The sequence below is a fragment of the Streptomyces sp. CLV115 genome, assembly GCF_038448545.1.
Taxonomy (GTDB): Bacteria; Actinomycetota; Actinomycetes; order Streptomycetales; family Streptomycetaceae; genus Streptomyces; species Streptomyces sanglieri.
This window is the reverse complement of the sequence record NZ_JBCEWQ010000105.1, coordinates 1-20,780: the sequence shown is the minus strand read 5'-3', so window position 1 is coordinate 20,780 and position 20,780 is coordinate 1. Positions and strand designations below refer to the sequence as shown.

Here is a 20,780-nt window from a genome sequence, read left to right as displayed (position 1 = left end):
GGCGAGGGGCGGGGCGATGCCCGTGCTACGGCAGGCGGTCGAGCAGCCAGGTGCAGAGTTCCTCGGTCACCAGCGTGTGTCCCTCGTTCCGGGAGGCGAACTTGAACTCGTCAAGTCCGCCGGTGCCTTCCGGGATCGAGGCGATGTCCTTGTACAGGTTCTCGTCCGTGTCCGGGTCGGCGACGTCGACCGCGCTGACGGACGGCACGAAGCAGTGCGACCGGATGCGCACATCGGTCTTGAAGCCGAGGATCGCGTTGAGGGCGTTGAGCCCGTCGGCGAGGATGCCGAAGCCCTCCAGCGAGCCGCCGGGGGCGCCGTCGATCGACGGAAGCCCTTTCGTACGGACCTCGTTGGTCTTCAGCGTCACCACCCGCAGCTTCGCGACCAGCTCGTCCGGACCCGGCGCCTGGGTGTAGAGCTTGGTGCCCACGACCGACAGACCCTTGCCCTCCAGCGCCAGTTCGCCCGCCCGTACGTCGGTGCCCGCGCCGTCGCCCCTGCCGTTGGCGACACCGATCAACCGGGGTTGGCGCGGCCATTCGCCGACCGCCTGCATCTCCGCCAGGAACGCGCCGCGCTCGTCGCTCTGGTCGGGGGTGCTGTCCCACTTCTCGATGTGGCGCCACAGCAGTTGGCGGGCGGCCGGGCTGTTGATCTGGTCCGAGAACCGGCTGTCGAGATCCTTGATGTAGTGCGCGAACGCCTGGAGCGCGATCGGGATCCAGGCTCCCCGGTGCGGGCTGTCGTAGGAGAAGTACAGCGCCGTCCGGTGGTCCACGCCCTTCTGTTCCAGCTTGGCCAGCGCGTGCCGGGTGACGAGCCCGCCCATGCTGAACCCGCCGACCGCCAGCGGTGTGTCACCCTGCTGCTCCTCGATGGCCCGCATGATCGCGGCCTGTGCCGTACGGGAGTTGTCCAGAATCGACGCACTGCGCTCGTCGAAACCGAGAAGGACGACGTCGTGGCCGCGCCGGCGCAGCCCACTGATGAGCGCGTAGTCGCCGAACTCCATGATCTGCCAGGAGAATTCCAGCTCGCTCGGCCCGGTGCCGAAGCCGTCGGCGAAGATGACCGGCCGCACGAGACCGGTGTTCCCCTCGCCGTAGTAGACCCAGGCGGTACCGCCCGGCAGATCCCACACCTCGCTGGGCTGCAACGGGAGGGAGCCGGGCCGCTCGGCGTCCAGGCGCGGGCCGGGGGCCAGCGCGATGGCGGGCCGGTCGCGGAGCCCGGAGACGATCTGCTCGTGGGTGGGTTCGGACATGGTTCGTTCCCCTTTGGGTGGTTCGTAACAGCCGGTGCCAAGAGGAACACGCGGAGTAGTCGACCGGTGGGGAATGCGGATCAAACCACCCCCAGGTGGGAGCCGGTTTCGGACACCGGGCGCCCTGGTACAGCTACTTGGCCGTGCGGTCCGGTTCTACGACTTCACCGGGCGGTTCGTCCGCACGGTCCGTCGGGCCAGTCCGGCCCGTACGACGTTCATCCGGCTGTGCACGCCGTCCGCCGGTACGACTCCGCTGGGTCCGGCCGGCGCGGCGGTCTCTTCGCCCCGGCACGGCCTGCACCTGCCACCGATCAGGGCCTCCGCGCTGCCCGGTGTGCGGCACTCGCTGCATTCGAGGGTGCGCAGAACCGGCCGTGGTGTCGTCGGCCGGGCTGCCGGAGTGACTCGTTCGGGTGGCATCTTGTCGGTGAGTCGCCTGCGGACGAGGGCCGCCGCGTGGTGGACGGGGGTGGGCAGCCCGTCGGTGAGCGCGTGCAGGAGTTGCGGTTCCGAGGCGCCGCGCTCGAACCAGGCGTCGACCTGCGGTTCCAGTGAAGTGCAGTCGGCCGCCGACAGGGTGAGTGAGGGAGCGGTGCGTCCGAGTGCGGCGAGGAGCATGAACGCCCGGGACCGGGTGGCGCGTCGGGGCCGCTCGGGCGGTACGTCGCCCCGGGTGAACGCCGCCCACCACTCGTCGTCCCGCGCGGTCCTGGAGAAGAACGTCCGGGTCACCCAGAGCAGCACCTCGTCGTTGGCGACGCACTCGCTGCCGCGCCGCAGATGCCCGGCGTCCTGAAGCCTGTTGAGGGCGGTGCGCAGTGCGCACTGCCCGTACGGGAGGTGTTTGGCCAGCGTCTTCACGGAGATGTCGGCGCCCTCGGGCAGCCGGTCGATGTACGCGGCGATGGACGCCTCGCGTGGCGGCAGGTGCCCGAACCCGCGGTCGGCCGAGGGATGTTCACCCGGTGCGGAGCGCTTGCCGTACCCCGGATTGGCCATCGGGTGCGGAGGTGCGGGCGGGGGTGCGGGCAGCGATACATGCGGCGCGCACGGGGTAGCACTAAGCTGACTGGCAGCCATCAGATCGCTCCTTTGAAGCGGTCGAAGTGGTCAGGCCCCTGTTCTGGTGTTGGTAGCACCGGCAGGGGCCGTACTGCGTCGCGGAGCATCGCTCCGCATTCGGCACGCTAGAGCGTCACCACGGTCGGTGGCAAGTCGGTCACGAAAGGTCAACTCGCTGCTCGGGTGGGGTGGGTGGAAGGTGTCCCACCTCCCCATCCTTGAAAAGAGCGCTCGGACTTCGCGGCTTGAGCTCCGGGGAGGGCCGGGGGCGATCCGGGGGCGCCCCAGGGCGCTCGGGGGAGAGAGTCGCACCCCGCCGGGGGCGTGCGAATGACGGGAGTGCGCTGTCCGTGATGCGTGCGCGCCCCCTGCTGTTGAGGTGGAGAAACGGGCCGCGGGGCCAGGGGCCGTGCGATCGGACGCGAGTGGTTGTGATCTGGACGCTGCGGGCCGTCGGCCCGCCTTCCCGTTCCTCTCTCCTGTCTCCCGCACCTCTCGGAGGAGTCCCGTGCGCATCCGTTCGATTCTTTCCCTCGCCGTGTCCGCCGTCGCGGCCCTGGCGCTCGCCACCCCCGCCCAGGCCGCCGACGACGGCTCCTACCTCATCCGTGACGTGAACGGCGGCGCGTGTCTCGCGGGCGGCGACGGCCCGCTCGGGGGTCACGTCGAGCCGTGCAACCCCGGCACCGTGTGGGAGATCCACAACCAGGGCAACGGCCTGGCCCGGATCGTCGAGGCCCGGGGCGCGGGCCGCTGCCTGGCGCTCTCGCCGGTCCGGATCTACCCGCCCGCGGTGTGGGTGGACCAGTGCGGCAACCAGCCCGACCAGTGGGCGATCCAGGACACGGGTGACGGCGAGCCCGTCGTCATCGCCCTGAACCGGGGCGAGTACGGCTACCTGTCCACGCAGGACGGCCGTGCGGCCCTGCTCCCCGAGGCCCGCCCCCAGTGGATCCTGCAGCGGCTCGGCTAGGGGCGTTCGTTTGGATCAGGCCGGATCGGCCGGATCAGGCACCGGAGCACGCGAGTCCGGCCTGATCCAAACGAGAGGCCCTGGGAGCGTGGGTCGTCGACCACCGAACCGTCGAGGCTCGGTGGCCGGATCTCCGGCGATCCGACGGTCCGGGGGTGTCGGCTCCATGTGGAGGAGCAGGAACAGGAACAGGAGGCGGCGTCGGGCTCAGTCGCCCGATCGACTGCCGAGATCCGCGGACAGCGCCGCGTAGATGTACTCGCTGCCCCAGCGGTCCCCGTCGAGGTCGTTCTCGACCAGGTGCGCCTCCCGGCGCATCCCGAGGCGCTCACAGACCCGCACGGACCCGGTGTTCTCCACGTCCAGCCGTGCGTAGAGCCGGTGCACGCCCAGCGTGCCGAAGGCAAACCCGGCCAGCGCCGCGGCCGCCTCGGTCGCGTAGCCGTGCCCCTGGTGGCCCGGGTCGACGGTCCAGCCGATCTCGGCCTGGGCGGCGCGGGCATCGGCCAGGGCGAGGCTCACCTCGCCAAGGACGCCGGGTTCATCGCGCCGGCAGACAGCGAGCGCCAGCTTGTCCCCGTCGGCGCGCCAGGCCGTCTGCGCCGCGCGCTCGGCGGCAACCTGCTCGCTGCGCTCACGCGTGTGCGCCGGCCGGTACAAGTAGCGCGCCACGCTCGGCAGGCGCTGGTAGGCGTACAGGTCGTCGGCGTCGCCGGGAGTGAACAGACGCAGCGACAACCGGGCCGTGGTCAACGGCAGCAGAGAGGCGACGTCCATGCGGACCTCCGGGACGCGGATGCGGATGCGGATCAAGTTGCGGACTGATTTTCGCATCGCGGCTGCCCGGCAACCACGCCTTTTCAGGAGCAGCGCCCGGCAGCCGCACTTCACCACGAGGCGCGGCGTTCCCGGTGTTGGCCACTGACCCACGCTCCTGGCCGGCCGCACATCCCGCGGCCGGGCCCGGGGCCTGAGCTCCGGGCCCGGCCGGTCCGGTCAGTCGCGGCGGGGACCGATGACGGTGTTGCCGTCGTGGACGGTGATCGCCAGGGCCGGGCAGATGTCGGCGGCGTCCAGGACCCGCTCGTCGGGTTCGACGCCCTCGGACCGGGCACGGGCGTGCTCGCCGTCCAGGGCGAACACCTCGGGGACGGTCCCGGCGCACATGCCCGAGCCCTGGCAGAGCCCGTGGTCGACGCGTACGTTCCAGGTCATGGCGGTCACCACTCCACCGGCATCACGCGCGGGCCGCGTACCAGCATCTCGGACTTCCAGGTCACGTCACCGGCCGACCGCAGGTCCGGGAAGCGGGTGATGAGGGCGGCCATCGCCTCCTGGAGCTCCAGCCGGGCCAGCGGGGCACCCAGGCAGTGGTGGACGCCGTGGCCGAATCCGAGGTGCTGGTTGCCCTCGCGGGCGATGTCGAGGACGCCCGGGGCGGAGAACCGCAGCGCGTCACGGTTGGCGGCGCCGACGGCGACCAGCACCGGGCTGCCGGCCCGGACCAGCGTCCCGCCGACCTCGATGTCCTCGGTGGCGTACCGGGGTTGACCGGCGCCGCTGCCCAGGGGCACGAAGCGCAGCAGCTCCTCCACCGCGTTCGGGACGAGCTCCGGCTCGGCCCGGAGCCTGGCGAGCTGGTCCGGGTGGTCGAGCAGGGTGAGGACGAAGTTGGGGATCTGCGAGGCGGTGGTCTCGTGGCCCGCGACCAGGATGCCCACGCACAGATCGATCAGTTCGAGCTCGGAGAGCCGGTCGCCGCCGTCCCGGGCCTCGATGAGTGCCGTCATCAGGTCGTCCTGCGGTGCGCGGCGGTGCTGGTCGATCAACCCGGCCATGTAGGCGCGCAGTTCCTCGCGGCTCGCGTCGAACTCCTCGGCGGTCAGGGAGCTGGTCGACAGCGCGTCGTCGCTCCACACCCGGAAGCGCGGCCGGTCCTCGGTGGGTACGCCCAGCATCCGGCAGATCACGGCGACCGGCAGCGGCAGTGCGAACAGGTCGACCAGATCGGCGGGCGGCCCCGCGGCCTCCATCTCGTCGAGGAGGGCGGCGGTCAGCTCCCGGACCTGGGGGCGCAGCTTCTCGACCTGGCGGACGGTGAACGCCTTGGCGACCAGCGAGCGCAGCCGGGTGTGGTCCGGCGGGTCCATGCCGAGGATGCCCCCGTCGCGCTGTCCCTCGGACTGCCGGGGCTCGTCGTGCGAGGCGGCGGCGGCCCGGCTGAAGCGCTGGTCGCCCAGGACGAGCCGGGCGTCGGCGTAACGGGTGACGAGCCAGGCCGGTTCGCCGTACGGCAGCTGGACCCTTAAGAGCCCCGGCCGTTCACGCACGTGCTCGTAGGCCTCGGCCAGCTGGAGCCCGTCGGGGGTGTTGAAGGGATAGGCGAGGGGTGCGACATCTGCTGTGGTCACTGCGGCCTCCCGGATGTAAGCAGCTGCTTACAACGGTAGGAGCGGCTCTTGCGAGCAGTCAACGACGCTTTACAGCCGTTATCCTGACGGGCCGTTCGAGAGGAATGCCGCCATGGAGACCGCTTCCGCCCCGCCGCCCGAAGAGCGCCGCAGGGACGCCGCGGCCACCCGTCGCCGCTTGCTGGAGGCGGCCCGGGACCTGTTTGCTGAGCGGGGTTACGAGGGAGCGACGGTACGGGAGATAGCGGCGCGTGCCGGGGTCAACCAGGCGCTGTTGTTCAGGTACTTCGGCTCGAAAAGGGGGCTGCTCACGGAGGTCGTCGCGCTCGGCGGGCTGGAGCAGCTGCGGGCGACGCCGCCGGAGGAACTGTTCGAGACCGCGTTGCGCTCGATGCTGACCCGGAGCACGGAGGGCCCGGAGGACCGCTCCCTGGAGGTCTATCTGCGGTCGGTCGGACGGGGCGACGAGGCGGCCGGAACCTTGCGGGAACTGGGCGAGGCCTACCAGAGCGCGCTGGCCGGGCTGTCCGGGGCCCCGGACGGTGAGCTGCGCGCGGATCTCGCCATGGCCTGGCTGCTGGGAATCGGCCTGATGCGGACGGTCGTCGCCCGGGAGCCCCTGGCCGGGGCCGATCCGGACGACGTCTGCCGACTGGTGCTCGGGACGCTCGACCGTCTGTGGACGGAGCCGGGGCCGGGGTCCGAGTCGGGGCCCGAGTCGGAGTCGGGGCCGGAGGCGGAATCGGGGCCGGAGTCGGGCGAGGGTGGCGAGTAGCGGCCGTACGAAGAGTGCGGCCGGGCCCGGGACTTGAGCCCCGTACGCGGTCCGGGGCTCAAGTTCCGTACGTGGTGCGGGGGTCGGGATCCGTACGTGGTACGGGCCTCAGGCTCCTACCCGGCCCGAGGGCTCAAGCCCCTACGCGGCCTGGGGCTCAAGCCCGCACGCGGAACGGGGTGTTCGGGTCAGCGGTTGTTGCGCTCGAAGACGGCGAAGGCCGCCTCCTGGCGCCATTCGGTTGCCGCCTTCGGGTTGTCGGCGAGGTAACGGGCGCAGCGCGTGCTCGGGTGGTCGGTGCCCGGCCGGTTGCCCCAGCAGGCCGAGACCGGTCGGTAGCCGGACCGGGCGGAGCCGGTCGCCCACAGGCTGCGGCCCTCGCGGAAGGCGTACTCCAGCGAGGCGCGGGCCAGGTCCTTCAGCTCGGTGTAGCCGAGCCCGTACGTCTTGGCCGCGTACTGGTACTCGTGGCTGATGTCGATCCGGGAGACGCCCGGGTCGTCGGTGGCCAGCACGATCGGGACGCCGTAGCGGCGGTAGGCGTTGAACGGGTGGTCGTCGCCCGCGATGCCGAGGATCTGCTTGTTGCTGGAGAACGGCACCTCGACGGCCACGTTGCGCCGCGCCATCGTGCGGGCCAGCTGCCGCCAGTTGTTCTCGTGGACCAGGTCCACGCCGTGGCCGATGCGCTCGGCGCCGGCGACGAGGACGGCCTCGCGGATGTGGAAGGTCAGGTCCTCGGGCTTGACCAGGCCGGGGGCCAGCTCACCGGCGTGCAGGGTCAGGTGGGAGTCCGGGTACTGGCCGCGCAGGTACTTCAGCATCCGCATCTGGAGGCTGTAGTCGGCCAGCGCGCTCTCGCCGTCCTCCGGCTGCACGAGGTTGACCGCGAGGAACCTCGGGTCGCGCTCGGCCAGCCGCATGCCGACCGCCATCTGCGTGAACACCCGTGCCGGGGAGCTGCCCCGGGACACCTGGGAGATCCACCTGACGGGGAGCTTGCAGCCCGGGTCGGGGCGGCGCGTGTCGCAGTGCGCGGCCTCGCGGAACTGTACGTCGGTGTCGTCGGCCTCCTTGATCGCCTCGTCCACCACCCGGTCGAGCCCGCCACCGGCCACGAGCTTGCGGTGCAGGGCCGCCAGGTCTGCGTCGTAGCCCACCTTCTCGGCGAGCGCCTTGCTGGCGTCGGACGCGGGGGTGACCAGGGTCTCCAGGTAGAACTGGTTCTGCTCGACCACGGTGTTGGCCACGTTCGCGAGCATCTTGCCGCGGGTGTACCAGGTGGCCATGCCGAACTTGCCGAACGTGTCGAAGAAGTGGTCGTGCCCGGACTGGTCGGCCGGGAAGTCCTGCATGGACCAGGCCCGGATGATCCGCTGCCGGAACGCGGCGTCGTGCTTCGCGTCGGCCGCCGGCCTGGTGCCCGGCCCGCACGGCGGCGCCACGGCGGTGTCCGTCGCGTCGATGCACAGCCCGCCCTCGATCGCGAGCTGGATCAGGTACTCGGTGGTGACCGCACCCGACAGGTGGTTGTGCAGGTCACCCCCCTTGGGCAGGGCCTTGAAGAACGCCTTCAGCCGCTCCGGCCGGCCCTGCAACGAGGCGAGGCGCGCGGAGGTCCTGGCCTCGGCCGGGGTCGTGGGGCGGTGCAGCGCCTGCGCTGCGGGCCGCGGCGACGGCTCCGTCGCGGTGGAGGCGGCGGCGGCCGGGATCGCCGGAAGCAGGGTCAGTACGGCGAGCGCACCGAACCCGGCCGCGCGCAGTGACTTGGGACGGTTGGCCGTCCGGAATGTTGAGATCACCGCCGAATGATTGCGTCCGGCGGGGCCGCTCCTCACCCAAATCGCATATATGGCCTGAAACGTCTACACGATCGGGTGGAAGGGCAGGAGGCAAGTACCGGCCTCGCGGGAAGCGGATGCCGGAGGAAACGTCCGGCCCGACGCTCGGCGGGATCGCCCGCCCGTGCGTTGTCGGCGCCGGGTGATATCTGTTCTGCCATGAACATCGATCAGGCCGATCCGGCGGAGCTGGCCCTGCTCCGCAGCACGTTCGGGACCGGGGCCGCCCCACTCGGCCAGGAAGCGGTGAGCGCCTTCGAGGCCCAGCACGGCATCGTGCTGCCGGAGCCGTACCGCACATGCGTGGCGGAGATATCGGACGGCTGCGAGCAGGGGCCGCCGGACTTCGGCCTCATACCGCTTGCCGAACTGCCCCGCGACTGGGGCGCCGGCCGCGCCGAACGACAGCTCGCCCTGCCGTTCCCCCTCACGGAGAAGTGGATCTGGGACACGGACGAGGATCTGGACCCGGACGAAGGTGTTCCCAGTTCCGTCTTCGACCACGGCTCGATCGTGCTCGGCACCGATGGGTGCGGCATGTACTGGCACCTGATCGTCACCGGCCCGCAGCGCGGGCACGTCTGGTGGATCAGTGGCGAGGGGGCCTACTCCTTCTCCGGGGACGGATCCTCCAGGGACGGATCCTCCGGTGACGGATCCGGTTTCGCCGCCTGGGTGAAGCACTGGGCCGATGGCAAACCCTGGTAGCGAAACCGGTTGTTGGACGCCCTACGCGTTCTTGAGGTCCGCGACGAACGACGTCCAGGCGGCGGCCCGGAACACGAGCGTCGGGCCGTCGGACACCTTGGAGTCACGGACGGGGACGATGCCGGAGTGACCGTCGGCGACTTCGAGGCAGTCGCCGCCGCTGCCCCCGCTGTAGGAGGACTTGTGCCAAGTCGCGGCGGAAAGGTCGTAGTCAGAACTGCTGATCTTCATGAGCGTAATCCTCCGCCACCGACTCGATCAGGGCCAGGGAAGCCTGGGGTGACAATGCGCTGGCCACCACCAGATCGTAGGTCAGTTCGTAGTGTCTGACGGTCGCCGGATCGTCGTGCAACGTCCCTGAACCGAGGCTCTGGAGGTACGCGAGTGGCGGCGCGTCCCGGAAGGACATCAGCTTGAGCTGGCCTTCCATGGCCATGTGGGCACCCGCGTTGAACGGCAGCACCTGCACGATGATCCGGTGTTCGCGAGCCAGCTTCAGGATGTGGCGGAGCGCCTCTGCCATCACCGCCGGGCCGCCGACCACTCGGCGTAGCACCGTCTCGTCGAGAACCGCCCAGAACATGGGTGTTGTTGGGTCGGCGAGAACCCGCGCCCGCTCCAGCCGTGCCACGACCAGGTCGTCGATGACGTCCTCCGGAGCCGTCGGTTGGTAGGCACGGATCACTGCGCGGGCGTACATCTCTGTCTGCAACAGCCCTGGGATCAGCTGGGGCGCGTATTCCCTGATGGTCTCCGCGAGAGCCTCCGCGTCGGCCGCCTCCGCGAAGTGATCCGGGTACTTCGATTTCTTCAGGGCGGCGCAGTTGCGGACGAAGAACCCGTCCGCCTTCAGGACCTCGTCCAGCTTCTGGGCCTGGTCCAACTGCATCCGGCGTGTACCGGACTCCAGTTGTCCGATGAACGATCCGCTCACGAAGAGCGGCTGGCCCAGCTCGTCCTGCGAGAGGCCCGCGCCCTCCCTTCGATGGCGGAGTTCCGCGCCGAGCAGGGCGCGTGGCGAGGAGGACGGGTCGAGTTTCTTGGGCCCCGGCATGACAACTCCCTGTGACACATGTGCGGTTGTTGGTTCTGCGCCTCTTCCAGGTTAGCGACGCGTTGGACACGCTGGGTATGCATTGTCATTACTCAGCGTGGAAAGGAATGGATCATGACGATCAAGGAACGGCGCGTGACGGTGGAGGGCAGAGTGCGGGCGGCGGAGGACGCGGTGACGCGGTTGAAGGAGGGGTTCTCGGGTGTCGGGATCACGATGCCGTCGCTGCGGATCGACCCGGTGTCGTGTGCCGGGAGCGACCCGGTGCCGCCGCTGGTCGACCTCGGCCGGTGCAATCTCGACACGGCGCTGCGGCTGAGCGTGGTGCTGGAGGCACAGGGGCTGGCCGGCCATGAACGGTGAAGGGCGTGAATCGTGCGGGCCGGAGCCGGGTTCGTTCGCGGTGGACACGAGGGACGGGCGGGTGGGTCGTGTGATGGGGCGGGTCGGGCCGTACGTACAGCTGCGGGCGCCGGGTGGTGGGGCGGAGTGGGACTGCCCGCCGGAGTCGGTGCGCCCGGCACCGCTGGGGGAGGTGTTGCGGGCCCGGGTCCGGGAGGTCAACAGGGAGGGGAGGCTGCCGTGAAGGCGTCGCTGCGCCGGGTGTGATCCGGCGATGGATATATGGATACAGGGAAGGGCGACACCCGGGCCGGGTGCCGCCCTTCGATCGGGGCGACGAGGCCGGTCGTCGGCGGTGGGTCGCTGCCTTTCTCACACGATCGTGGGACGCTGGTGGGAGCGGCGGACTGCCGCGTAACCGTCGATCTACGCTCCTCTGACAGGCCACAGGAGAAGGGACTCGCGATGACTGCCGCGATGGTCGAGAACGACCGGACCTCTGAGGGCCGCCCGTGGGATTACCTGCTGCAGACGTGGCGTGAACTGGACGTGCCCGAGGGGTGGCGCGCCGAGATCGACGAAGGGCAGATCGTCTTGGTACCTCCGCCTCATGCGCATCACAACGGCATCGCCGCCAAAGTGCAGCGCAGGCTTTACCGGAATCTGCCCGACGAGCTGGAGATCTACCAGACCCTCGGTGTTCACGTGGCCCCGCTCGACAGGCTCTACGTGCCGGATCTGGTGGTCATGCCCTCGGATCTCATCGACGCCGCCGATCCGGAAGTCAACGACCCGATGGACGCGGCGGACGCGCTGCTCATCGTCGAGGTCACCTCGAAGGGCAATGCCCGGGACGACCGGACGAAGAAGTACCGCGCCTATGCCCGCGCGGGCGTGCCGATGTATCTGCTGATCGACCGGTTCGACACGCGCGGGGCGATGGCCACGCTGTTCACGGAGCCCAATGAGGACGGGACGTACAAGCACTCCGACCCGGTGCCGTTCGGGAAGCCGCTCAGCCTGCCCGAGCCGTTCGGTACGACGCTCCTCACGGATGAGTTCCCGGTCTGAGCGGACACGGGTGAGGGCGGCACCCGGTCGCCGGGTGCCGCCCTCACTCATGTCCGCGGGCCGGGTCAGACTCCGGCCGGTTCCTTCGAGGGGGTGTCGGGCGTCGTCGGGCCGCCCGTTGCCGCGACCGTGGACTCGGCGGGTTCCTGGGAGACGTTGAACTCCGTCAGCAGGTCCTTGCTGAAGCCGAAGAAGTACGTCGCGAGGAACCCGGCGAAGTAGCCGACCAGCAGGCCGCCCGCGTAGATCGCGATCGTGGTGCCGAGGCCGTGGTTGCCGTCGAGCAGGGGGAACAGAGCCCAGCCGGACGGGCCGATGGCCGTGGAGCCGACCTTGTCACCGAGCTGGTTGAACAGGCCGATGAAGCCGCCGCCGAACGCGCCGCCCACGCATGCCGTGATGAACGGGCGGCCGAGCGGGAGACTGACGCCGTAGATCAGCGGTTCGCCGACGCCCAGCAGACCGGCCGGGAGGGCGGACTTGATGGTGCGGCGGATCGACTCGTTGCGCGGGAGACGGAAGTAGACCGCCGCGGCCGCGCCGACCTGGCCGGCGCCCGCCATCGCGAGGATCGGGAGCAGGACGGTGTAGCCCTGCTGCTCGATCAGAGTGGTGTGGATCGGGATGAGCGCCTGGTGCAGGCCCAGCATCACCAGGGGCAGGAAGAGACCGCCGAGCACGAAGCCCGCGCCCGCGCCGCCGTTGGAGAGCAGCCAGTCGGCGAACGTACCGATGGCGGTGGAGACCTCGCCGGCCACGTACATCAGGCCGAAGATCGTCACCAGGCCGGAGATCAGGACCGTGAGGGTCGGGGTGACCAGCACGTCCAGTGCCTCGGGCACCCAGCGGCGGCACCACTTCTCCACGTACACCGCCAGCACCGCCGCACCGAGCGCGCCGAGCACGCCGCCCTGTCCGGGGGAGAGCTTCTGGCCGAACGCCTCGATGTTCGCGACGCCCGGGAAGACGATGATCGCGGCGACCGCACCGCCCAGGATCGGCGTGCCGCCGAACTCCTTCGCCGTGTTGTAGCCGACGAAGACGGCGATCAGCGCCATGAAGCCGGACGCCATCGCGGCCAGGGCGGGGGTGACCGAGGTCAGCCAGCCCAGGTTCACCAGCAGGCCGTTGAGGCCGGCGATGATGCCGCAGCCGATGAGTGCCGGGATCAGCGGGACGAAGATGTTCGCGATCCGGCGCAGGAACAGCTTGAACGGGGTGGCGTTCTTCGCCTTCCGGGCCGCCTTCATCGCGGCGCCCTGGGCGGCCAGTTCCTCCGCCGAGACGGAGGGCGCGGTCTCGCCCGGATCTGGGGCCGTCGCCTCTGGGGCCGTCGCCCTGCCCTCCTCCACCAGCTGCTCGAACTCCGGTGTGACCCGGGCGACGGTGCCCGGGCCGAGGACGATCTGGTACGTGTCGTCCTCGACCACACCCATGACGGCGGGGACCGCCTTCAGGGCCTCGTCGTCGACGAGCGAGCGGTCGTGCAGGCCCAGCCGGAGCCGGGTCATGCAGTGGGCGATGGAGCTGACGTTCGCGGCGCCACCGACGAGCGGAAGGATCGCGGCGGCGGTGGCGCGGTTCTTGTCTTCTGTTGCCATGGTGCGTGGTGCCTTGCTGTGCGGGGGTGCGGAGTGGAGCCGGTGGGTCAGGTGGTGCGGGGGGCGGCGGCGAGGGCGGCCCGGAGATGGCCGTCGGACGCGGTCAGCAGGGAGGCGGCGGTGGGGCCGTCGACCTGGCCGAGGATGGTCAGGATGGCGTTCTTCACCTCGCCGTCGGTCGCGGCGAGTGCGGACTCGATCTCCTCGTCGGAGGCGCCGGTGGCGAGCGAGACGATCCGGCGGGAGCGGGCGCGCAGCTTCTCGTTGGAAGCGCGGACGTCGACCATCAGATTCCCGTACGTCTTGCCGAGCCGGATCATCGTGATCGTCGAGAGCATGTTGAGGACGAGCTTCTGGGCCGTGCCCGCCTTGAGCCGGGTGGAACCGGTGAGCAGCTCCGGGCCGACGACGACCTCGATGCCGTGCTCCGCCGCGGCGCCCAGCGCGGAGTCCGCGTTGCAGGACAGGCCGATGGTCAGCGCGCCCTTGCTCCGGGCGTGCTCGACGGCCCCGATCGCGTACGGCGTGCGGCCGGAGGCGGAGATGCCGACCACGGTGTCGTCGGCCGTCAGGTCCAGGGCGTCGAGGTCGGCGGCGGCCAGCTCCTTGCTGTCCTCGGCGCCCTCGACGGCCTTGACCATGGCGGTCGGGCCGCCCGCGATCAGGCCGACGACCTCGGAGGGGTCGGTGTTGAAGGTGGGCGGGCACTCGCTGGCGTCGAGCACGCCGAGCCGGCCGGCGGTGCCCGCGCCCGCGTAGATCAGCCGGCCGCCGCGGGCCATGCGCTCCGCCGTGCCGTCGATGGCGGCGGCTATCTCGGGCAGCCGGGCGCCCACGGCGGCCGGGACGGTCTGGTCCTCGCCGTTCATGATGCGGGCGATCTCGATCGTGTCGAGCTGGTCGATGTCGGCGAGCTCGGGGCGGAACGCCTCGGTGGTGAGCGTCGCGAGCTGGGCGCGCAGCTCGCCGTAGCCGTCGGGGGCGGTGGCGTCGGCGTCGGTGGTGGAGGTCATGGAGGGCGGCTCTGCTTTCTCGGTCTCGTGCGGTTCAGCGGGTGCGGGGGGTTCGCGGATCGGCGGGCCGGTCAGCGGGGACGCGGGGTGTGACGGTGGGCCAGCGCTTCGTAGGAGGCGGCGAGGGCCGGTGCGGCCGTCTCGTACGTACGCTGCGCGACGCCTATGAACAGGCAGTCGACGACGAGGAGCTGGCTCGTACGGCTCGACATGGCGGCGGGCCGCAGCTCGCTCTCCCGGGCGGTGGACGTGGTCAGTACGTGGTCGGCGTACTGCGTGACCGGGCCGTCGGGGCGGCCGGTGATCGCGATCGTCGTCGCGCCGCGGTCGAAGGCGACCCGCAGTGGCTCGATCACGTCGACCGTGGAGCCGGAGTGCGTGATCGCGATGGCCACATCGCCGGAGCGGAGCTGCACGGCGTTGGTCACCGCGAGGTGCGGGTCCGTGTGGGAGTGCGAGATCAGGCCGATCCGGGCCAGCTTCTGCGCGAGGTCCTGGCCGACGAGGGAGGAGGCGCCCACGCCGTAGATGTCGATGCGGCGGGCGGTGGCGGCGGCGGCCACGGCGGCACCGAGCTGGACGGTGTCGAGCCCGGCGGCGGTGTCGGCGAGGGTCTGCTGCTCGTCGTAGGCCAGCTTGGCGACCACGTCGGCGATCGGGTCGTCGACCGCTATGTCGGCCGTGACGGAAGGGGCCCGGCCGGACTGCTGGTGCGCGGCGAGACCGGCGAGGGCCAGGCGCAGATCGCGATAGCCGGGGTAGCCGAGCAGGCGGGCCGTGCGGACCACGGTCGCCTCGCTGGTGCCGGTGAGCTCGGCGAGACCGGTGACCGTGAGTGCTGCGCAGCCGGCCGGGTCACCGGCGACGGCCTCGGCGACGCGCTGCATGGAACGGGTCATGGACGGCGCGAGCGTACGGACCTTGGCCGCGAGGGCCGCCGGGGCGGGCGGGGAGTCAGCGTTGAAACTTTCCTTCAGGTCATGGGTCACCTTTGAAAGATATTTTCAACCGGGTTGGCCGTCAACCCCCCTTTGGTCCCCTTCTTCACCGGTCCGCGGCCACCGCTTCCGGGAGCGCGGAATCCTCCGGCAGCGCGGCAGCGGAAACCTCCGGCAGTGCGGAAACGGAAACCTCCGACAGTGCGGAAACGGTGATCGTGAGCGCGCGAGGCGCATTCGCGGGCCGGGTGACAATGGGCCCATGGAGATGAATCCCTTGGAACAGGCGCTGCACACGGCCCGTGCGCTGGTCATGGCAGATCTCGCCGCAGGTGACGTCGCGGAGGCCGGGATCGTCTCGCTGGTCGAGGACGCGGTGACGCACCGCCGCTGGTGGGTCGAGCAGTGGCCCGACGGTGCCGCGTTCGTGGTGGGCCTGGTCGCCCAGGACGTGCAGGACGCGCTGCTCGAACGGTACGGGCGGTGGCCGCTCTGCCCGGTCTGCGACGCGGGCGACCCGCACGCCCTCGACGTGGAACCCGAACTGGGGCCGGACCCGCACTGGGTGTGCACCAAGGCCGCGGTGGCCGTGGCGCCGGTCGGTTCGCTGAGCGGGATACTGCGGCGGTGACGCTCTACATCGACCCGCCCGAGTGGCCGGGACACGGGCGGCTCTGGTCGCACCTGGTCAGCGATGTCTCCTTCGAGGAACTGCACGCCTTCGCGGCGTCCATCGGCTGCCCGCCGCGCGCCTTCGAGCGGGACCACTACGACGTACCTCAGACGCGGTACGAGGACGCGGTGCGGGCCGGGGCCCGGCAGATCGGCTCGAAGGAGCTCGTCCGCCGGATCACGGAAGCGGGGCTGCGACGCCCCAAGGGGCGGCCCGCACCGGGCTGAGGGCGTTCAGGCTCGTCGGGCCCGCGCCGCGCTGAGAAGCCGAGGTGCGTTCGGCCCGCGCCGCGCGGGGACGTTCAGGTGTGCTCGGCCCGCGCCGCGCTGCGGACGTTCAGGCGCCCGTCGAGGGGGCGCACACCTCCGCCGGGTCCTTCGACGTCACGGCCGGGGCGCCCGCCACCAGCCGCGACGAGCCGGCCCGGCCGCGCTGGAGCCGCAGCGAGAACACCACGGCCACCAGCGCCAGTACCGTCATCGCCGCCCCGGCCCACGCGGTCGCCGCGAAACCGAAGTCCGCGTCGATCACCTTGCCGCCCAGCCAGGGGCCGCTCGCGTTGCCCAGGTTGAACGCGGCGGTGGTCGTCGCACCGGCCAGCGTCGGGGCGGCGCCCGCGACGTTGAACATCCGGGCGTTGAGCGCCGGGGCCGTGTAGAACGCCGACAGGCCCAGCAGGAACGCCAGCCCGACAGCCGCGATCTGGCTCGATGCGAACAGGGCCAGCGCGGCCAGGAAGACCGTAGAGGCCGCCATTCCGCTCATCAGCACTCCGAAGAGATGCGCGTCCGCGACCCGGCCGCCGATCGTCGTACCGACCAGCGCCCCCACCCCGAACAGCGCGAGCACCGTCGACACCCAGCCCGAGTCCAGCCCGGCGACATCCGTCAGCAGCGGGGAGAGATAGCTGAACGCGCAGAAGACACCGCCCGCGGCCAGCGCCGTGAACACGATCGACAGCCACACCTGCCGGTCCCGGTAGATGCTCACCTCCTGCTTGATCCGGGGCTTGCGCTCCGGCAGCGGAATGCGCGGAATCAGCGTCACCACCCCGACCAGCGCCACGGCGGACGCCGCGCCCACGGCCCAGAACGCCGACCGCCAGCCGAGGTTCTCACCGAGGAACGCGCCCAGCGGCACGCCCAGCACATTGGCGATCGACAGACCGCCGATCATCACGGCCATCGCACGGGCCCGTGAGTTCACCGGAACCATCGCGATGGCGACGGCCGCCCCCACCGCCCAGAACCCGGCACAGGCGAACGCGCTCACCACCCGGGACGCGAAGAGCACCTCGTACGTCGGGGCCAGCGCGCCCGCGACCTGGCCGAGGCCGAAGACGGAGATCAGGGTGATCAGCGTGGTGCGGCGGGGCAGCCGGAGTGTGGCGACGGCGAGCAGCGGGGCGCCGATCACCATGCCGATCGCGAAGGCGGATATGAGAAGTCCGGCGCGGGGTATCGACACGTTCATGTCGTCGGCGATGGGCGGCAGCAGCCCGGAGAGCATGAACTCGCTGGTTCCCAGGGCGAAGACCGAGAGACCAAGGATGTACACGGCCAGGGGCATGCGGGAGCGGCGAGAGGCAGAGTCGGGCATGACAGCTGCCAACAGCGATCGGGGCCCGCGCATTCCCCGCTGCCGCGCATTCCCCGCTGCCGCGGGTTCCCTGCCGCTGCGCGTTTCCTGCTGCCGCGCGCCCCTGCCGCTGCGCTTCCTGCTGCCGGGGGCCGTGGCCGGGTCTAGTGGCTGAGCAGCTCCAGCTCGGTCAGCAGGTTCTGCCGCGCGCGCGGCTCCCAGTGCTCCGCCCCGTACGGCGTACGGAACAGCCGGGGCAGCCCGAGCAGCTGGCGCAGCACGGTCGCCCGCCCCTCGCGGAACGCGTCGTCGGGCACGAAGCCGTACTCCTCGCGGACCTGAGCCGCATAGGCCGCGTACTGCCTCGGGGGCGCCGCGAGGACGGCCAGGTCCGCATCGCAGAGCACCTCGCCGTCGGTGTCGCCGGCCGCCGGGTCGTGGGTGACGGTGAGCCGTACGAGACGGGCCACCTCGGCCGTCACGGCCTCCGGCACACCGGCCTCCGGCAGGGCACGCTCGGCCAGCGCCGCGCTGCGCTCCTCGTTCTCGGACCGGTCGGGCCGGTACACCGCGTCGTGGAACCAGGCGGCGAGGCGCACCGCGTCCGGGTCGGCCGCGTACTCGGCGAGCGTGTCGATGTGATCGAGCACCGCGACCAGGTGCGCGGTGGTGTGGTACTTGCGCTGCGGTTCCGCCCAGCGGGCCAGCAGATTGGCGGCGTACGGCAGCGGGTCCGGATCCTCGGCGCCTCCCCTGGCGGCGACGAGACAGGCGCGCCAGCGGTCGCGCAGACCGTCGTCGGTGCTGCTGCGAGGGGGCCGGGCCGTGTCGTCCATGCCCCGAGGTTAAGGCGTCGGGCCCCGGGTTTCAGGCATCCGGCTGCTTCGGGGAACGGGAGCGGGAGCAGAGGCAGGAGCGGGGCAGGGGCAGAGGCAGAGGCAGAGGCAGGAGACCGGAGCAGGGGCAGGAGACCGGAGCGGTGTCCGCTAGCGTGCGCCCGTGATGGACGCGATGGATGTGATGGAACCGGCGGACCCGGCGGGCCGGACGGCCCCGATGGATCTCAACGCGGATCTCGGTGAAGGGTTCGGGCACTGGACCCTCACCGATGACGACGCGCTGCTCGACTGCGTCACCAGTGCCAATGTGGCCTGCGGCTTCCACGCGGGCGACGCCTCAGTGATGCGGCGGGTCTGCGACACCGCGGCCGCCCGGGGCGTACGGATCGGCGCCCAGGTCGCCTACCGCGATCTGGCCGGCTTCGGACGCCGCTCGATGGATGTGCCGCCCGCCGAGCTGACCGCCGAGGTCGCCTACCAGATCGGTGCCCTGCGGGTGTTCGCCGAGGCGGCCGGTTCCGCGGTCTCGTACGTCAAACCGCACGGCGCCCTCTACAACCGCGCCGTCTGGGACGACGAACAGGCCGCCGCCGTGATCGAGGGCGTCCGGCTGGCCGGCGGGGGGCTCACGGTCCTCGGACTCCCGGGGTCGCGCCTGCTCGCCCACGCCGGGGCCGCGGGCCTCACCGCCGTGACGGAGGCCTTCGCCGACCGCGCGTACACGCCCGAGGGCACGCTGGTCCCGCGCGGCGAGCCCGGCGCGGTGGTGCACGACGCGGACGAGGTCGTACGCCGCAGTGTCGGGATGGCGGTGGACGGCGGCGTCCTCGGCGCGGACGGCAGCCGGATACCGGTCGCGGCGCGCTCGCTCTGCGTCCACGGCGACACCCCGGGCGCGGCGGCACTGGCGCGCAGGGTCAGGGCGGCGCTGGAGGCGGCGGGCGTGACCGTGCGGGCGTTCGCATGACTCCGGGCGCGGGGACGGGGACAGGGATGGGGACGGGCGTGGGCACAGACATGGGTGCAGACGCGGGCGCGGGCATGGGTTCGGACGCGGGCGCGGGTTCGGACGCGGATACAGGCGCGGACGCGGGTGCGGGCTCGTGGGGGCATGCGGGTGCGGGCGTCGAGGTGCTGCCCGCCGGGCCCGGCGCGCTGCTCGTCGAGCTGTCCTGCGGTGAGCACGCCGAGGCGTTCCACGCCGAGCTGCTGCGGCGCCGGGCGCTCGGTGAGCTGCCCGCCGTGCGCGAGATCGTCCCCGGTGCCCGGACCGTCCTCCTCGACGGCATCGCGGACCGCACCCCGGACGGCCGCGCGCGGCTCGCCCGTGGGCTCGCCTCCTGGCGGATACCGGCGCTGCGACGCGACAGCGGGGAAACCGTCGAGATCCCGGTGGTCTACGACGGCCCGGACCTCGCGGACGTGGCGGCGGCCTGGGGCGTCACCGTCGCCGAAGTGCCCCGTATCCACGCCGGGACCGAATTCCGGGTGGCCTTCTGCGGATTCGCCCCCGGCTTCGGCTACCTCACCGGGCTCCCCGAGCGACTGCACCTGCCGCGCCGCGCGACCCCGCGCACCCGTGTCCCGGCCGGTGCGCTGGCGCTCGCGGGGGCGTACACCGGGGTGTACCCGCGCCCGTCGCCCGGCGGCTGGCAGCTCATCGGACGGATGCCCGAGCCCGGCGGGCTGTGGAATCCGGCCCGCGAACCGGCCGCGTTGCTGAGCCCCGGGGCGCGGGTGCGCTTCGTCGCGGCGGAGGTGCGGTCGTGAACGGCGCCGTCGAGGTGGTCCGGGCCGGTGCGCTGACCACCGTTCAGGACACCGGCCGCATCGGCTGGGCGCACGTCGGGGTGCCGCGGGCCGGTGCCCTGGACGCCCCCGCCCGGCGGCTGGCCAACCGGCTGGCCGGGAACGGGGCGGACGCGGCGGTGCTGGAGACGACCGTCACCGGCTGCGCGGTCCGCCCGGACCGGCCCGTTGTCGCCGTCGTCGGCGGGGCGCCCTGCCGGGTCACCGTCGACGGGCGGCCGGTGGCCTGGGGGGCTCCGGTACGGGTTCCGGCCGGCGCGGTGCTCGACGCGGGGCCCGCGGTCCGGGGACTGCGCGGCTATCTGGCGTTCGGCGGTGGCCTGGTGCCGGAACCGGTGCTGGGCAGCAGATCGGCCGACCTGCTCTCCGGGCTGGGCCCGGCCCCCCTGCGCGACGGGGACGTACTGCCCCTGGGACAGGCCCCGGCAGGGCTCCCGGGCGCCGACGCCGTGCCCTGGCCGGGCGTGCCCGCCGAACTCGTACTCCCGCTGCACCTCGGCCCCCGCCACACCTGGTTCACCGACGAGGCGCTGCGCACGCTCACCACGGCCGAGTACCGGGTCTCGGCGCACAGCAACCGGATCGGGCTGCGCACCCTGGGCCCGGCCCTGGACCGGGTCCGTGCGGGCGAGCTGCCCAGCGAGGGGATGGTGCTCGGCGCGGTCCAGGTGCCGCCGGACGGGCGGCCGGTGGTCTTCCTCAACGACCATCCGACGACCGGGGGCTACCCGGTCGTCGGCGTGGTGCACGAAACCGCACTCGCGGGGGCGGCACAGGCGGTGCCGGGAACCCGGGTGCGGTTCGTGCGGGCGGGCTGAGTAG

24 protein-coding genes are annotated in these 20,780 nt (G+C 71.8%); 11 read left to right on the top strand and 13 right to left on the bottom strand.

The genetic code is table 11. The features are described 5' to 3' along the window. Window positions 1–25: 25 nt before the first annotated feature. Both AADR41_RS28875 and AADR41_RS28870 read right to left on the bottom strand, forming a co-directional pair. On the bottom strand, window positions 26–1,267 hold the full coding sequence (locus tag AADR41_RS28875; protein WP_342284335.1) for an esterase/lipase family protein: 1,242 nt from the start codon (window positions 1,265–1,267) through the stop codon (window positions 26–28). A 156-nt stretch (window positions 1,268–1,423) separates the two neighbouring features. Next, the gene (locus AADR41_RS28870; protein ID WP_342284342.1) at window positions 1,424–2,269 is read right to left on the bottom strand and encodes a hypothetical protein; all 846 of its coding nucleotides are present in this window, start codon (window positions 2,267–2,269) and stop codon (window positions 1,424–1,426) included. A 571-nt stretch (window positions 2,270–2,840) separates the two neighbouring features. Here AADR41_RS28870 and AADR41_RS28865 point away from each other — a divergent pair. Further along, window positions 2,841–3,305, top strand: a complete 465-nt coding sequence (locus AADR41_RS28865; protein WP_342284334.1) for an RICIN domain-containing protein — start codon at window positions 2,841–2,843, stop codon at window positions 3,303–3,305. A 207-nt stretch (window positions 3,306–3,512) separates the two neighbouring features. On the opposite strand, the gene AADR41_RS28860 is transcribed toward AADR41_RS28865, so the two are convergent. The 3 genes from AADR41_RS28860 to AADR41_RS28850 form a co-directional block, all read right to left on the bottom strand. Continuing rightward, window positions 3,513–4,082 (bottom strand): GNAT family N-acetyltransferase, encoded by a 570-nt coding sequence (locus AADR41_RS28860; protein ID WP_342284333.1) that lies wholly within the window; start codon window positions 4,080–4,082, stop codon window positions 3,513–3,515. A gap of 219 nt (window positions 4,083–4,301) precedes the next feature. Then, a complete protein-coding gene (locus tag AADR41_RS28855) occupies window positions 4,302–4,520 on the bottom strand; it encodes a ferredoxin (protein WP_342284332.1) in 219 nt (72 codons plus the stop codon). Window positions 4,521–4,525: 5 nt separating this feature from the next. Further along, entirely contained in the window at window positions 4,526–5,716 is a 1,191-nt protein-coding gene (locus AADR41_RS28850; protein ID WP_342284331.1) for a cytochrome P450, read from the bottom strand. A 112-nt stretch (window positions 5,717–5,828) separates the two neighbouring features. Here AADR41_RS28850 and AADR41_RS28845 point away from each other — a divergent pair, with 112 nt between their 5' ends. Continuing rightward, window positions 5,829–6,491 (top strand): TetR/AcrR family transcriptional regulator, encoded by a 663-nt coding sequence (locus tag AADR41_RS28845; RefSeq protein ID WP_342284330.1) that lies wholly within the window; start codon window positions 5,829–5,831, stop codon window positions 6,489–6,491. Between the two features lie 188 nt (window positions 6,492–6,679). Here AADR41_RS28845 and AADR41_RS28840 read toward each other — a convergent pair whose 3' ends face one another. Then, window positions 6,680–8,293 carry an adenosine deaminase family protein gene (locus AADR41_RS28840; RefSeq protein ID WP_342284329.1) on the bottom strand — a complete coding sequence of 538 codons (1,614 nt, stop codon included), beginning with the start codon at window positions 8,291–8,293 and terminating at the stop codon, window positions 6,680–6,682. A gap of 198 nt (window positions 8,294–8,491) precedes the next feature. On the opposite strand from AADR41_RS28840, the gene AADR41_RS28835 reads away from it, so the two are divergent. Beyond that, window positions 8,492–9,040 carry an SMI1/KNR4 family protein gene (locus tag AADR41_RS28835; protein ID WP_342284328.1) on the top strand — a complete coding sequence of 183 codons (549 nt, stop codon included), beginning with the start codon at window positions 8,492–8,494 and terminating at the stop codon, window positions 9,038–9,040. Between the two features lie 21 nt (window positions 9,041–9,061). Here the strand turns inward: AADR41_RS28835 and AADR41_RS28830 are convergent, their stop codons facing one another. Continuing rightward, window positions 9,062–9,271: a DUF397 domain-containing protein gene (locus AADR41_RS28830; RefSeq protein WP_342284327.1), complete on the bottom strand. Its 210-nt coding sequence runs from the start codon at window positions 9,269–9,271 to the stop codon at window positions 9,062–9,064. Then, a complete protein-coding gene (locus AADR41_RS28825) occupies window positions 9,252–10,094 on the bottom strand; it encodes a helix-turn-helix domain-containing protein (protein WP_342284326.1) in 843 nt (280 codons plus the stop codon). The genes AADR41_RS28830 and AADR41_RS28825 overlap by 20 nt, the downstream gene beginning before the upstream one ends. Window positions 10,095–10,208: 114 nt before the next feature. On the opposite strand from AADR41_RS28825, the gene AADR41_RS28820 reads away from it, so the two are divergent. The 3 genes from AADR41_RS28820 (at window position 10,209) to AADR41_RS28810 (ending at window position 11,507) form a co-directional block, all read left to right on the top strand. Beyond that, complete coding sequence (locus tag AADR41_RS28820; RefSeq protein WP_342284325.1) at window positions 10,209–10,457, top strand: hypothetical protein; 249 nt, start codon at window positions 10,209–10,211, stop codon at window positions 10,455–10,457. Then, window positions 10,447–10,680, top strand: a complete 234-nt coding sequence (locus AADR41_RS28815) for a hypothetical protein (RefSeq protein WP_266913742.1) — start codon at window positions 10,447–10,449, stop codon at window positions 10,678–10,680. The genes AADR41_RS28820 and AADR41_RS28815 overlap by 11 nt, the downstream gene beginning before the upstream one ends. 221 nt (window positions 10,681–10,901) lie before the next feature. Beyond that, window positions 10,902–11,507 (top strand): Uma2 family endonuclease, encoded by a 606-nt coding sequence (locus AADR41_RS28810; protein WP_342284324.1) that lies wholly within the window; start codon window positions 10,902–10,904, stop codon window positions 11,505–11,507. 65 nt (window positions 11,508–11,572) lie between these two features. Here the strand turns inward: AADR41_RS28810 and AADR41_RS28805 are convergent, their stop codons facing one another. The 3 genes from AADR41_RS28805 to AADR41_RS28795 all read right to left on the bottom strand — a co-directional run bounded on the left by AADR41_RS28805 (window position 11,573) and on the right by AADR41_RS28795 (window position 15,110). Then, window positions 11,573–13,108, bottom strand: a complete 1,536-nt coding sequence (locus tag AADR41_RS28805) for a PTS transporter subunit EIIC (protein WP_342284323.1) — start codon at window positions 13,106–13,108, stop codon at window positions 11,573–11,575. 47 nt (window positions 13,109–13,155) lie between these two features. Continuing rightward, window positions 13,156–14,121, bottom strand: coding sequence for an N-acetylmuramic acid 6-phosphate etherase (gene murQ / locus AADR41_RS28800; protein WP_342284322.1), 966 nt, complete (start codon window positions 14,119–14,121; stop codon window positions 13,156–13,158). Between the two features lie 71 nt (window positions 14,122–14,192). Continuing rightward, the gene (locus tag AADR41_RS28795; RefSeq protein ID WP_124717189.1) at window positions 14,193–15,110 is read right to left on the bottom strand and encodes a MurR/RpiR family transcriptional regulator; all 918 of its coding nucleotides are present in this window, start codon (window positions 15,108–15,110) and stop codon (window positions 14,193–14,195) included. Between the two features lie 211 nt (window positions 15,111–15,321). Between AADR41_RS28795 and AADR41_RS28790 the strand changes: the two genes are divergently transcribed. Together AADR41_RS28790 and AADR41_RS28785 are read left to right on the top strand one after the other, a co-directional pair. Next, window positions 15,322–15,690, top strand: a complete 369-nt coding sequence (locus AADR41_RS28790) for a hypothetical protein (protein ID WP_072487914.1) — start codon at window positions 15,322–15,324, stop codon at window positions 15,688–15,690. Further along, complete coding sequence (locus AADR41_RS28785; RefSeq protein ID WP_342284321.1) at window positions 15,687–15,959, top strand: DUF4031 domain-containing protein; 273 nt, start codon at window positions 15,687–15,689, stop codon at window positions 15,957–15,959. The genes AADR41_RS28790 and AADR41_RS28785 overlap by 4 nt, the downstream gene beginning before the upstream one ends. 109 nt (window positions 15,960–16,068) lie before the next feature. Here the strand turns inward: AADR41_RS28785 and AADR41_RS28780 are convergent, their stop codons facing one another. Together AADR41_RS28780 and AADR41_RS28775 are read right to left on the bottom strand one after the other, a co-directional pair. After that, window positions 16,069–17,301 (bottom strand): Cmx/CmrA family chloramphenicol efflux MFS transporter, encoded by a 1,233-nt coding sequence (locus tag AADR41_RS28780; protein ID WP_342284341.1) that lies wholly within the window; start codon window positions 17,299–17,301, stop codon window positions 16,069–16,071. Window positions 17,302–17,474: 173 nt separating this feature from the next. Beyond that, window positions 17,475–18,146, bottom strand: a complete 672-nt coding sequence (locus tag AADR41_RS28775; protein ID WP_342284320.1) for an HD domain-containing protein — start codon at window positions 18,144–18,146, stop codon at window positions 17,475–17,477. A 220-nt stretch (window positions 18,147–18,366) separates the two neighbouring features. Here AADR41_RS28775 and AADR41_RS28770 point away from each other — a divergent pair, with 220 nt between their 5' ends. The 3 genes from AADR41_RS28770 (at window position 18,367) to AADR41_RS28760 (ending at window position 20,776) form a co-directional block, all read left to right on the top strand. Continuing rightward, the gene (locus AADR41_RS28770) at window positions 18,367–19,116 is read left to right on the top strand and encodes a LamB/YcsF family protein (protein ID WP_342284340.1); all 750 of its coding nucleotides are present in this window, start codon (window positions 18,367–18,369) and stop codon (window positions 19,114–19,116) included. Window positions 19,117–19,280: 164 nt separating this feature from the next. Continuing rightward, window positions 19,281–19,919 (top strand): 5-oxoprolinase subunit B family protein, encoded by a 639-nt coding sequence (locus AADR41_RS28765; RefSeq protein WP_342284339.1) that lies wholly within the window; start codon window positions 19,281–19,283, stop codon window positions 19,917–19,919. Continuing rightward, window positions 19,916–20,776 carry a 5-oxoprolinase subunit C family protein gene (locus AADR41_RS28760; protein WP_342284319.1) on the top strand — a complete coding sequence of 287 codons (861 nt, stop codon included), beginning with the start codon at window positions 19,916–19,918 and terminating at the stop codon, window positions 20,774–20,776. The genes AADR41_RS28765 and AADR41_RS28760 overlap by 4 nt, the downstream gene beginning before the upstream one ends. Window positions 20,777–20,780 lie beyond the last annotated feature (4 nt).

What these genes read in the sequence shown, in the direction of transcription:
- AADR41_RS28820 (WP_342284325.1), top strand. Translation starts at nt 10,209, where the DNA reads ATGACGATCAAGGAACGGCGCGTGACGGTGGAGGGCAGAGTGCGGGCG.
- AADR41_RS28830 (WP_342284327.1), bottom strand. Translation starts at nt 9,271, where the DNA reads ATGAAGATCAGCAGTTCTGACTACGACCTTTCCGCCGCGACTTGGCAC.
- AADR41_RS28845 (WP_342284330.1), top strand. Translation starts at nt 5,829, where the DNA reads ATGGAGACCGCTTCCGCCCCGCCGCCCGAAGAGCGCCGCAGGGACGCC.
- AADR41_RS28775 (WP_342284320.1), bottom strand. Translation starts at nt 18,146, where the DNA reads ATGGACGACACGGCCCGGCCCCCTCGCAGCAGCACCGACGACGGTCTG.
- AADR41_RS28875 (WP_342284335.1), bottom strand. Translation starts at nt 1,267, where the DNA reads ATGTCCGAACCCACCCACGAGCAGATCGTCTCCGGGCTCCGCGACCGG.
- AADR41_RS28810 (WP_342284324.1), top strand. Translation starts at nt 10,902, where the DNA reads ATGACTGCCGCGATGGTCGAGAACGACCGGACCTCTGAGGGCCGCCCG.
- AADR41_RS28770 (WP_342284340.1), top strand. Translation starts at nt 18,367, where the DNA reads ATGGATCTCAACGCGGATCTCGGTGAAGGGTTCGGGCACTGGACCCTC.
- AADR41_RS28835 (WP_342284328.1), top strand. Translation starts at nt 8,492, where the DNA reads ATGAACATCGATCAGGCCGATCCGGCGGAGCTGGCCCTGCTCCGCAGC.
- AADR41_RS28815 (WP_266913742.1), top strand. Translation starts at nt 10,447, where the DNA reads ATGAACGGTGAAGGGCGTGAATCGTGCGGGCCGGAGCCGGGTTCGTTC.
- AADR41_RS28855 (WP_342284332.1), bottom strand. Translation starts at nt 4,520, where the DNA reads ATGACCTGGAACGTACGCGTCGACCACGGGCTCTGCCAGGGCTCGGGC.
- AADR41_RS28860 (WP_342284333.1), bottom strand. Translation starts at nt 4,082, where the DNA reads ATGGACGTCGCCTCTCTGCTGCCGTTGACCACGGCCCGGTTGTCGCTG.
- AADR41_RS28790 (WP_072487914.1), top strand. Translation starts at nt 15,322, where the DNA reads ATGGAGATGAATCCCTTGGAACAGGCGCTGCACACGGCCCGTGCGCTG.
- AADR41_RS28870 (WP_342284342.1), bottom strand. Translation starts at nt 2,269, where the DNA reads ATGGCCAATCCGGGGTACGGCAAGCGCTCCGCACCGGGTGAACATCCC.
- murQ (WP_342284322.1), bottom strand. Translation starts at nt 14,121, where the DNA reads ATGACCTCCACCACCGACGCCGACGCCACCGCCCCCGACGGCTACGGC.
- AADR41_RS28805 (WP_342284323.1), bottom strand. Translation starts at nt 13,108, where the DNA reads ATGGCAACAGAAGACAAGAACCGCGCCACCGCCGCCGCGATCCTTCCG.
- AADR41_RS28780 (WP_342284341.1), bottom strand. Translation starts at nt 17,301, where the DNA reads ATGCCCCTGGCCGTGTACATCCTTGGTCTCTCGGTCTTCGCCCTGGGA.
- AADR41_RS28825 (WP_342284326.1), bottom strand. Translation starts at nt 10,094, where the DNA reads ATGCCGGGGCCCAAGAAACTCGACCCGTCCTCCTCGCCACGCGCCCTG.